The sequence below is a fragment of the Shewanella sp. T24-MNA-CIBAN-0130 genome, assembly GCF_040310185.1.
Classification (GTDB): Bacteria; Pseudomonadota; Gammaproteobacteria; order Enterobacterales; family Shewanellaceae; genus Shewanella; species Shewanella psychromarinicola.
Window position 1 is genome coordinate 1 of the sequence record NZ_JBEOPP010000090.1, and the last position, 12172, is coordinate 12172.

7 protein-coding genes are annotated in these 12172 nt (G+C 41.0%); all 7 read left to right on the plus strand.

What is annotated here, in order from left to right; translation table 11 throughout:
- A partial coding sequence (locus tag AAEZ02_RS20970) for a cadherin-like domain-containing protein (protein ID WP_351124851.1) occupies positions 1–3048 on the plus strand: 3048 nt, incomplete at its 5' end.
- Between the two features lie 83 nt (positions 3049–3131).
- A complete protein-coding gene (locus AAEZ02_RS20975; protein ID WP_351124854.1) occupies positions 3132–5309 on the plus strand; it encodes a type I secretion system permease/ATPase in 2178 nt (725 codons plus the stop codon).
- A complete protein-coding gene (locus tag AAEZ02_RS20980) occupies positions 5306–6688 on the plus strand; it encodes an HlyD family type I secretion periplasmic adaptor subunit (protein WP_351079312.1) in 1383 nt (460 codons plus the stop codon). Before AAEZ02_RS20975 ends, AAEZ02_RS20980 begins: the two co-directional genes overlap by 4 nt.
- Positions 6689–6709: 21 nt before the next feature.
- The gene (locus tag AAEZ02_RS20985) at positions 6710–8119 is read left to right on the plus strand and encodes a TolC family outer membrane protein (protein ID WP_351079315.1); all 1410 of its coding nucleotides are present in this window, start codon (positions 6710–6712) and stop codon (positions 8117–8119) included.
- On the plus strand, positions 8119–8727 hold the full coding sequence (locus tag AAEZ02_RS20990; protein WP_351079321.1) for an OmpA family protein: 609 nt from the start codon (positions 8119–8121) through the stop codon (positions 8725–8727). Before AAEZ02_RS20985 ends, AAEZ02_RS20990 begins: the two co-directional genes overlap by 1 nt.
- Before the next feature lie 82 nt (positions 8728–8809).
- On the plus strand, positions 8810–9460 hold the full coding sequence (locus AAEZ02_RS20995; RefSeq protein ID WP_351079324.1) for a transglutaminase-like cysteine peptidase: 651 nt from the start codon (positions 8810–8812) through the stop codon (positions 9458–9460).
- Between the two features lie 7 nt (positions 9461–9467).
- Complete coding sequence (locus AAEZ02_RS21000) at positions 9468–11390, plus strand: bifunctional diguanylate cyclase/phosphodiesterase (RefSeq protein ID WP_351079318.1); 1923 nt, start codon at positions 9468–9470, stop codon at positions 11388–11390.
- The last annotated feature ends 782 nt before the right edge of the window (positions 11391–12172 follow it).

The window sequence follows — 12172 nt, forward strand, 5'->3', positions numbered from 1 at the left end:
GTGATAATTGCCGGTGTCGGTAGCTTTACATTAAGCGCCAATGGCGCATACAGCTTTACTCCAGTGGCTAATTACAATGGTCCCGTGCCAGTGATCACCTATGTGTTAACCGACGGCACTGGCCCGACTGACACCTCGACCTTGACCATCACCGTGAGCCCAGTAAACGATGCACCTGTTATTGATGATTACAGCAGCACAATCAATGACTCTATTGCTAATGGCATTAACGTATATGACGTTAATGATGCCAATACTGGAAATGATACTGATATCGACGGTGACACATTGTCTTATTCTTTTGTGCTTGCTAATGGATCAAATAGTCTAATTAGCGCAGATGGTGCCTTCATCATTAATGCACAGACGGGGGTAATTTCTGTTAATGATACGACGCAAATTAACTACGACAATGGTAGCCAAATTAGCCTAACCGTTAAAACAAGTGATGGCAGCTTAACTGATACTGCAATTGTGACTTTTAATCTTAACAATGTTGATGCTATTGATGATCTTCCAGGATCATCATATTCAGTAACCACAGGGTCAAGTACCGCTTGGGCAATCCCACAGTCTAACGGCCAAAGCCTAATGAGGATTTCAGCGCGCACAGCGGATGGTTCAATGGGCGCAGTAAACATTGAATCAGGCTCTAACAAGCTCGGTGTGGCGGGTTCGCCACGTACCTCTGATCAGGTAACAGGACAAATCGAGTATGATTCAGCTACAGGTACATCTGAAGCGATTGTTGTTGATTTTAATGGCCTAGTTAATCAGGCGACATTTAGCGTCACTAACCTATTTTCAAATGAAAATAATGGTGAGCAAGGTGTTTGGAAGGCTTATTACAATGGACAATTAGTCGCAAGTGAAACGTTTAAGACGACTTCTGGTGACGCTGGTACTTTCAGTATTGATACCGGTAATATTGTCTTTGACCAATTAGTGTTTGAAGCAACACAGACAATTAATGAAGCGACTAATGGTAGTGCCTTAACTGACTCATCAGATTACTTCTTAACGGGCATTACAGCGTCTGGACCAGCGATTATGGGCACTTATATGGTCTCTGAAGATGGCGTGCTATCCATTACAGACACAAGCCTAGGCCTATTAAACAATGACTCTGATACCCAAGATAATACATTTACGCTAACTGGGATAAATGGAGCCGTCGTTACTGATGGCCAGATTGTTTTGTTAGATAGTGGCGCACAGTTAACTATTCACAGTAATGGCACTTATTCATATGACACCAACGATTCATTTGAAGCACTTACCGCTGGGCAACTTGTAACTGATACCTTTACTTATACGGTAACGGATCAATATGGCGCTACCGACACTGCGACAGTGACGATTAACATTGTTGGCGAAGCAGACGCTAGTTCCACTTATGTCAGCTATAACGGTAACCCTGGCAATGACATTATTGAGGGAACGCAAAGTAACGATATTATTGTTAGTGATCAACAAGGCTTACAGATTGTTGCTGGAGAGAACTACAATATTGCATTTATTTTCGATACTTCCGGCAGCATGAGAGGGGTAATAGCAGAAGCGATAACTCAGCTGGAATCCGTCTTTGAATCACTCGCGAATAGTGCCACTGGCTCTCATAGTGGTATTGTTAACGTATTACTGACTAATTTTGCCACAGGTACAAATTATTCAGTGTCAGTTAACATGGACGATCCAAAAGCTGTTGAAACTTTAATGGCAAAACTTAACTCAGCTGGTGCATCAGGCTACACAAATTATGAAGCTGGATTTGAGTCGGCAATAGACTGGTTTACTAGTTCAGCAATCCAACAAAATGTGGGAAATAATATTTCTTATTTCATTACTGATGGTTCACCAAATGTCCAGACCGTTGATAGAGATGTATCTAAAGTATTGATTGGCCATGACGCGACCACAAACAGTTATGTGAGCTTGAGTGAACTAATAGGTACAAACTATAGCAAAGGCACAATAATTCGCTTTGATAACGAAATGGTTGTCAATTCTAACGGTGCTGTTTATTCACCTTATACAGGCGCTAAAATTGGCCAAATTAGTTTTGATGGTAATAATAAATTCACGGGCTATACCGATAGTGGAACAAATAGTACTAACCAAGCCGTACACACGTTCAACCTGCTCGCTGCAGTGTCTGAAGTTGAAGCGATAAGCTTAGCCAGTGCAAACGGTGGCACCACCGTTAATGAAGCAAACTTGAAAATATACGATACAGATGGAAGCGTAAGAGCATCTATTGATGTATCTGATTTATCAAGTGTTATTACTGGCTCTGAGACACTGCAATCACAAGGTGATGATGACACAAGTGGCAATGAAGGTGATGACATTATCTTTGGTGACTTAGTTAGATTTAGCGGTTCATCAGAGCAAGGATATGTCGCTTTACAAACTTATGTGGCTGACAAAATAGGCCAAAAAGTTGCAGATGTTGATGTTAGAGCTGTACATGATTATATTCGTGGTCATGTAAATGAGTTTAATATCAATAATCAAAATGACGGTAACGACATTCTAAATGGTGGTACTGGTAATGATATATTATTTGGTCAGGGCGGGAACGATGTTCTCAATGGGGGCGAAGGTAATGATTTACTTATCGGTGGCCTAGGTAACGACACCCTTATTGGCGGATTAGGTAATGACACCTTTGTATGGTCTAAGGGCGATATTGGTACAGATACGATTAAAGACTTTGAAGTTAACAATGACTCTCTTCATATCAGTGATTTATTACAAAATGAACAGAGCGGTAATTTAGAAAGCTATCTAGACTTCTCGTTCAGTGGTGGCAGCACGACAATTTCTATCGATGCCGACCTTGATGGTAATGTTGACCAATTTATTGTACTTGATGGTGTAGACCTATCGCAGGAATACGCTAGCACCACTGAAGGAGTTATCATTAACGGTTTACTTAATGATGGCGCACTCATTGTTGATACTGCTACAGTCAATCCGGCCCCGTCGCCAGGAACTAACCATGCAGATCTATTTGATCAACATAATGGAAATATTATTCCTTAATAACAACAAATTGACTGCGTCACATAGTATTATGTGACGCATATTTGCTTATTCTAACAATAAATATTAAGGATAATGATTAGGTGCCTAACCTTGCGTCTAACACAAGTGAGCAGTGGACCATTTCTGCTTCCCAACGGGTAACGGTCGATCCTTTACTCGACTGTTTAGTTTTATTGACTGAGCATTTTGGAAGCCCTTGCTCAATAGATTCCCTTGCGGCAGGTCTTCCGCTATCTGGTGCCGTCATCACACCCGATTTAATCCCTCAAGCAGCGGCTAGAGCTGGACTATCAGCTAAATTATCACGTAAAGATTTGAATCAGATTTCTGAAATATTATTACCTTGTATCTTATTATTAAAAGATAAAAAGGCCTGTATTCTTCGAGAAATCGATCTAGAGCAAGACCAAGCCATTATTCAATTACCCGAAACGGGCGGCGAACAAACCCTGACAATTGAAGGGTTAGAAACCTTATACGTCGGCTATTTATTTTTAGTTAAGCAAGATTATCGCGGCGATAAGAGTTTTGATGTTCACCTGCATGACAGCAGTACACATTGGCTAATGCAAAGTATCAAAGACTCTGCCCCCATTTACCGAGATGCGCTTATAGCCTCAGTATTAGTCAATCTGTTTGCGTTGGTTTCACCACTATTCATTATGAATGTCTATGACAAAGTGGTGCCCAATCTTGCGTTTGAATCACTTTGGGTTTTAGCTATAGGGGCAGGCATTGCCTATATATTTGACTTTATCATGCGTCAGTTACGCAGCTATTTAATCGATATTGCAGGCAAAAAAGTCGACATTATTGTTTCTTCAAAATTATTTGCCAAAGCCATTGGTATTCCGTTATCAAAACGTTCACCCAGTGTTGGAGGCATGGCCAGACAATTAGGTGAGTTTGACAGTATTCGAGAGTTTTTAACCTCTGCAACCATCACCACACTCGTTGACCTGCCATTTGCATTACTATTCGTGTTCATCATTTATATTGTTGCTGGTGATTTAGCGATTATTCCAGTGATTGGCAGCCTAATTATTATTGCTGTAACCTTTTACATACAACCTAAACTAAAACTGGCAATTGAAGAAAGTAATCGCTTTTCAAGTTTAAAACATGGCCATTTGATTGAAAGTTTAACCGCATTAGAATCAATTAAAGCCAACGGCGCCGAAGGGTTAGTACAAAAAAGCTGGCAACAAATGATCGGCCATACCGCTAATTGGCAACTAAAAACCAAAAAACTGTCTAATTATGTCAGTCATATTGCTAATTTTATGGTGCAATTAACTGTTGTGCTCGTCGTGGTATTGGGCGTATATCGATTAGCTGAAAATGAAATATCCATGGGTGGGATCATTGCCGCGGTCATGCTATCAAGCCGAGCCATCGCCCCCATGGCTCAATTAGCTGGGTTAATTACCCGTGGCAATCATACAATGAGTTCACTGCGCCAATTAGACGCGATTATGGAACAAGAAGATGAGTTTGAAGACAAAGGGAACCTAGCAAGCAAAGAACGATTTATGGGGAAAATAGAGGCTGATAATATCAGTTTTAGCTTTCCTGGTTCCGAAAAGCCCAGCTTACATCCTTTATCAATAAGTATTAATCCTGGTGAACGTATCGCCATTATTGGCCGTAATGGCTCAGGTAAAAGTACCTTAGCCAAATTACTGCTAGGATTATACAAACCGACTCAAGGCAGCCTGCGCTATGACGGCCTTGATGCAGGACAAATTCACCCTAGCGATCTTAGACGTAACTTTGGCTATTTACCCCAAGACGTCACCTTGTTTCACGGTACGATCCGCGACAATATTTTATTCGGTTCTCGCCAAGTAACTGAACATCAATTAATAAGAGCAATCCAGCTTTCTGGTGTGAGTATGTTTACTAACCTAGAATCAGAAGGTTTAGATCAACAAGTTGGTGAGGGAGGCTTGTCATTGAGCCGAGGTCAACGACAAACGGTAGCCTTAGCCAGAGCAACATTAAATGACCCATCCATATTATTAATGGATGAACCTACTGCTAGCCTTGATGCCCGCGCAGAAAAACAGTTTATTCGCTCAATGCAACTTGTTAGTCGCGATAGAACATTATTACTCATTACCCATAAGATGCATTTATTAAATCTAGTCGATCGTATTATTGTGCTCGAACGGGGTCATGTAGTGGCTGATGGCCCTAAAGATGAAGTTCTGGCTAAACTCAATTCTGGGACAATTTCTGGAGCCCAAAACTCATGAGTAAAAACCTTACCGCTGCAGACTTAGAAATGGTTGATGACGTATACGGTGCCATGATGACCGATGCTCCTTCAGGACATCGTCTGATCATTTGGTCACTGGCTGCAATGATGGTGTGCTTTGTTATTTGGGCTTATTTCTCGGAATTAGATCAGGTGACAACAGGAACCGGTAAAGTTATTCCATCTTCACAAATTCAAATTATTCAAAGTTTAGATGGCGGTATTTTACAAGACATCTACGTCCAAGAAGGGGTCATGGTCACCAAAGGACAATCTTTAGCCCGTATTGATGACACACGATTTCGCTCTGATTTCGACCAACAAGAACAAGAAGTCTTCGGATTACAAACCAACATTATTCGGATGCGCACTGAATTAGACAGCATTATCATCTCCGATATGTCTTCTGACTGGCGCGAACAAGTCAAAATCACTAAACAAAACTTGCTCTTTTCGCAGACCATTATTGACGAGGAGCCTGAACTGGTTAAGCGTCAACAAGAAGAATATTCTATTCGGCTTGATAATTTAAGTAACCAATTAGAAATTCTGGTGCGTCAAATCCAACAACGCCAACAGGAAATTGAAGAATTAGCGTCCAGAATTGGCACCCTTACAACAAGTTACCAATTAGTATCACGCGAGCTTGAATTGACTCGGCCGCTGGCCCGTAAAGGAATTGTCCCTGAAGTTGAACTGCTCAAACTTGAGCGCACAGTGAATGATATTCAAGGTGAATTACAATCTGTGAGACTTTTGCGGCCCAAGGTCAAAGCCTCAATGGATGAAGCCATCTTAAAACGCCGGGAAGCGGTGTTTGTTTATGCCACAGATTTACGCGCACAACTCAATGAAATGCAAACCAAATTATCTCGGATGAATCAGGCACAAAAAGGCGCATTTGATAAAGTCAGTAAAGCCGTCATTACCTCGCCTGTTATTGGAACAATTAAAAAGATTAATTTTAATACTTTGGGTGGTGTTGTGCAGCCAGGCGAAGAGATTATGGAAATTGTGCCATCAGAAGATAAACTACTGATAGAAACTAAAATTATCCCTAAAGATATTGCTTTTTTACATCCAGGATTACCAGCCATAGTGAAAGTTACCGCTTATGACTTCACTCGTTATGGTGGACTAAAAGGTACCGTTGAACATATTAGCGCCGATACATCACAAGATGAAGAAGGTAACAGTTTCTATATTGTAAAGGTACGAACAGAAGAATCCCGTTTATTGAAAGACAATGGCACAGAGATGCCAATAATCCCAGGGATGCTGACATCGGTTGATGTCATCACGGGAAAGAAATCCATACTTGAGTACATTTTAAATCCAATTTTAAGAGCGAAAGATACCGCTCTTAGAGAGCGCTAAGAAGACCAGGAGGGTTTTTTAATGATAACTATTATAAATCAGCAAAAAAAGCTGAGTATGATTGCATTGGCTTTATCAATATCGATAGCGCCAGCAGTCTCAAGCCAAACACTTGAGCAAGCAGTTGCACATACGCTAGACACAAACCCAGATTTACGTATCGCTTTTAATCGTTTTAAAGCGCGCGAAGAGCAAGTTAATCAGGCTGAAGCTGGCTACATGCCAACCTTAGATATTTCTGCTGGCTATGGCTGGGAGCAAACCGATAGCCCTTCGACTCGGCGTAAAGCAGGTCAAGGAGATGTAGATAATGACGGTATGATTGATTTAGAACGTGGCGAAGCCGGTTTTAGTATCAAACAAATGCTATTTGATGGTTTTTATACCAGTAGCGAAGTCGATCGTTATTCGTTTGAAGCCAGTGCTGATCAGTGGGCATTATTTTCCGCCGCTGAAGATATTGCCTTGGATGTTGCAAAAGTCTACTTAAACTACATTCGCAGTGAACAAGTATTACTGCTATCAGAGAAAAACCTCGCAAGTCATAAAGAGATTTATGATCAAATAAAACAGCGCACAGATTCTGGATTAGGATCGATAGCAGATTTATCGCAAATCACTGGTCGCCTTGCCCGCGCAAACGCCAATGTGATTTCAGCTAAAAATAATTTAAAAGATACTCGTGCAACCTTTATCAGAATTGTTGAAGCACAGCCTGACGACTTAATCCTGCCAGTGCCTGATGCCGATATGCTCCCGGAAAGCTTAGAACAAGGGCTCATGTCAGCAAAATCGAAACACCCTGTGTTAAAGTCAGCAGCAAATGACATTAATGCCGCTAAAAAAGAGCGTAGCTCAGCCAAAGCCAACTATTTCCCACAATTAAGTCTAGAGCTTAATGGTAACTGGAATAATGATACTGACGGCGAAGACGGCTACAGCACATTTAATAGCCAAAATGTTAACGGCTATAACAATGATTTAGTTGCTATGGTTCGGGTTAAATATAACCTTTTTTCTGGTGGTAAAGATGTCTCTAGAGATAGAGAAACGGCCTATAAAATTAACGAAGCTAAAGAGATCCAACAACGTGCTTATCGTCAAGTGGTTGAAGGTGTTTCTCTCGCTTGGAATGCCTATGAAATGCTCGCCCCACAAAAACAATTTATACGTGAACACGTTGTGGCGGCAAAACAGACTCAAGTGGCATATGAGCAACAATTTAACTTGGGTCAACGTACCCTTCTCGATTTACTCGATACTGAGAATGAACTATTTGAAGCGCGCAAAGATTACTTGAAAACCGAGTATGACGAAATTGCTGCTCGCTATAGAGTACTCAATTCGACTGGCGATCTACTCGACTCACTTCGAGTAACACGTCCAGGAGAATGGCGTGGTGAGCAAGATTATGAGGGAGGTGTTAAATGATGAAATATTTGCTAATTTTACTCGCATTGATTGCAACCGCAGGTTGTTCAATCAACGATATTGTCGAGTCTACGCCGTCTACACCACAAAAATTTGATCTTGCTGACAACGACCGTGATGGGGTGATAATGGCCCGCGAACGTTGTGCGGAGACCATTATGGATGCCGCAGCAGACAACTACGGTTGTGGTAGCATAAAAGACATCAATGAACGCCAAGAGTTAAAGATTCTATTTAGCAATAATTCTGCGGTTATCGATCAGCAGTATTATGATCAAATTGAACTCGTCGCTAAAATAATGCAAACCGACCCTACCACTAAGGTGACAATTGAAGGTCATACCAGCAAAATTGGAAGCTATGAGCTTAATTTAGCCTTATCTCAGAAACGTGCTAAAGCTGTCATTGAAGTGTTAGAAAACACATTTGGTATCGATGCAAGTCGTTTAGACGCCATTGGTTATAGTTTTGATCGCCCTATCGATAACAGTGGTACGCCAGAAGCCGAACGACGTAATCGTCGCGTGATCGCTGAAGTCGCAACCGATGATACCATTCCAGCAATGAGATGGAATATCTACACTGTCGACGAGAAAATGGAAGAGTGATAAATAAGGCATTGATTCTTTGAGTCATGAAGACAGCAAAGTAATCACATCGCTGTATAAAAGGGTCTGTCATTTTTCTATTATGGCATCGGCCCTTTTAGTTTCATGTTTATATGCGGCACCGACTCAAGAGTTAAACCAGCAAAAAACCGTTTCAGCATTGTCGGAACGTTATGGCGATAGAGCAGGATTACGAGCAAATGCTTGGTTTAAAATCGTTAATGATTCACAGAAACTTGCTGAAATAGAGAAATTAGAAAAAGTTAATCAGTTCTTTAACTTATTTCGATTCATTGATGATCAAACACTATGGGGCGATTCCAATTATTGGGCTTCGCCGATGGAGTTTATTGGGGCTAATGGGGGGGATTGTGAAGATTTTTCAATCGCGAAATACTTTACGCTTCTTCAACTTGGTATTGCTGAAGATAAACTCAGGATCACCATGGTAAAAGCAACATCGTTGAACCAGTATCATATGGTGTTAGCGTATTACGAAAAGCCTAATTCGATCCCGTTAGTGCTCGACAATTTAGATAAAACCATAAAGCTGGCAACGAAACGAAAAGATCTGCTGCCTGTTTATAGTTTTAATGGTCAACAATTATGGTTAAACAAAGAAAAAGGCCGAGGTGTGTTAGCTGGCTCATCATCACGCCTTGAAAAATGGACTGACCTTAAACTTAGACTAGGTGTAGACCGCTTACGCCAACCCAAACTCAACATGGAGTAGTGACAACATGACCCTGTTCAGGCAGATCTATGCGTTACTTTTCGGGCTTTTCTTGTTAACGATTGCAAGCGTAGCCTATGTACAATTTTCAGAGACTCAAAGTTTTTTAACACAACAGATGGAATCTGATCTCAATAATACCAGTAACTCATTAGGATTAATGTTAACGCCTGTTTTAGAAGCTGGTGATGATGCTGGAGCAGAAACATTAGTCAATGTTATTTTTGAGGGCGGCTATTATCAACAAATCAAATTAACCTGGTTAGTTGATGGCAAGCAGCAAGTGTGGAATAACGCTATTCGAGTAAATAATGTTCCTCAATGGTTTATCGATCTTAACTTGTTTAAAACCATTAACAAACAAACCACTATTACCTCTGGTTGGTTACAACTTGCCACGCTGGAAATTACTGCTCACCCCGGTTTTGGTTATCATGAACTATGGCGGACCATTTCAAATATTCTGATCCTATTTTCAATTTTATTTCTCATTGCCATCATATGTGCAAGGGTGGGACTCAGTTGGATTTTGAAACCATTAAATACCCTTTCTGTACACGCAAAAAAAATTGCCGAGCGCCAATTTGGTCCCGATATGCCAGCGCCAAAAACAAAGGAACTGAAAGAGCTAGTCAATGCATTTAACAGTATGTCTGCTCAATTAAAACAAGTCTTTAACTCCCTTGACGAAGAAGTTTCCGCATTAAGAAAGAAAAATCTCGTCGATCAAGTCTCAGGACTGCCAAATAGGCAGTATATGGTCAGTCGAGTCAATGGCTGGTTAAGCGAGCCCAGTACTGGTGCGCTTTATTTAGTCAAAATGGATTGGCTAGAAGACGTTTATAGCAAATACGGTTTCCAAGTTCGCGATGAGACCATTCGTATTCTGGCTCAGAAATTACAGCATCACCAGGATGAAATATCCTCCTCTGTTATCGCCCGTATTGCTGCGTATGAATTCGCCTTCCTTGTTGAAGATTGTGAACATGATCAACTGACGAAGTATTTACAAAGCCTAATACGTACTGTTAATAAAGAAATATCTAAATCTGGTTGTAAACCAAACGAACAGTTTTATATTGGTGTAGCAGAGCGCCTAGGGCAAATGACAGTATCAGATATGTTGGCACAAGCAGATAACGCACTCCAACAGTCCATTAAAGACGGCAAAGTGTTTCATTGGTTTGAAAATACTCAACAGCAACTGTTTACCCGAGAGGAATGGCGCAGTAATTTAAATCACGCGATAAAGAACAAAAAATTCCAATTCCGTTGGCAGCCGATTCAGCTTTGTGCCAGAGATGAAATTTGTCAGCGTGAGCTTTTTTGCCAACTGCAAATAGGTGACAAGACCCTCCATGCAGGACAATTTGTACCCTATATAGAGTTACTATCATTAGGTACAATGTTTGATCGCTGTTTGATAGAAACCGTCAATGAACATCGTTTACTTGAACGTAATTATGAACGAGTCGCCATCAATCTGACTTATCAAAGTATTAGCGATGCTGATTTTCATCTTTGGCTAAAACAGTTCCTTCGAACCAATAAATACCCTGAACGTATTTGCTTTGAAATCCCCGAAGCGAGTGTGTATAGCGATTTAGAATCCTGTGAAAGTCTGTGTAAAATCATTCGAGACTCTGGCGCTCACTTTGGTATAGACCATTTTGGTCGCCAATTCGGCTCAATGGCCTACTTGCAAAGCTTGCGACCAAACTATGTCAAACTTGACCAGTCACTGGCTTATATTGAAGATAATCAACACAGCAGTGAATTATGCCGCGCTTTAGTCAATGTCGCTAAAGGGTTAGATATTCAAGTGATTGTGACAGGGATCCAAGAAGCAACCCAATTGACAAGATTTACTGATCTCAGAGTCGATGCTTATCAAGGCTTTATTGTACCGCCAGTCAATGTGAAGTTATAAGTGGTATAGATTGATTAACTCACTCGTATTAACCACTCTTCGGAGTGGTTTTTTTATGTCGAGGTTATTGACTCACGAGCCATTGCCTCACAAGCCATTGACTCAAGGCTATGAACTCACCCGTTAACTCACTGCGGTTATTGAGCAAAAAAAATAGTGACTGGCTTGCCCAATCTCGATAACACGGCGCAAACCCCTCTGTGGAACATTGGCGCAACTCATGCCATGATTATACGCTGCGGGGCAACGACTACAGCTTCATGCCACCTAACGGCCAAGCTTATGCCACAATATTGAGCCATACCATTATATGAGATCAAACATAGCCTAAATGTTAGGGTAAATAGGCAAGGTTTACTGATAGACAAAGGCTAACTTAAGTTCGGGATAATAAACGGTTATCAAGCAGTTCTTTGCCCTGCTACCTGCCTTACATTTACTTGCAATAGACTTGAAAGTAAATGCAATAGACTAGCTATTGGCGCAGTGGTAACGACGTGAGGCGCTTTGTTAACAAAATAAATAGCAAGTTTGATATAAATTTAGGTTAAATTTGCTTATTTTAGCTTACTCCCCCTCTATTAACTTAAGTTGAGGTTCGTTACGTTTAATCTTGGAATATTAGCTATCAAATATATGATTGTAATTAATGATCAATATCGCCAAAAACAAAAAAGCCACTCATTAGAGTGGCTTTTTGTTAAATTGGTCGGTGATAGAGGATTCGAACCTCTGACCCTCTCGTCCCAAACGAGATGCGCTACCGGGCTGCGCTAATCACC

Excerpts from the sequence above, each read along its gene's own strand:
- AAEZ02_RS20980 (WP_351079312.1), top strand. The coding sequence starts at position 5,306 with ATGAGTAAAAACCTTACCGCTGCAGACTTAGAAATGGTTGATGACGTA.
- AAEZ02_RS20985 (WP_351079315.1), top strand. The coding sequence starts at position 6,710 with ATGATAACTATTATAAATCAGCAAAAAAAGCTGAGTATGATTGCATTG.
- AAEZ02_RS20990 (WP_351079321.1), top strand. The coding sequence starts at position 8,119 with ATGAAATATTTGCTAATTTTACTCGCATTGATTGCAACCGCAGGTTGT.
- AAEZ02_RS20995 (WP_351079324.1), top strand. The coding sequence starts at position 8,810 with ATGGCATCGGCCCTTTTAGTTTCATGTTTATATGCGGCACCGACTCAA.
- AAEZ02_RS21000 (WP_351079318.1), top strand. The coding sequence starts at position 9,468 with ATGACCCTGTTCAGGCAGATCTATGCGTTACTTTTCGGGCTTTTCTTG.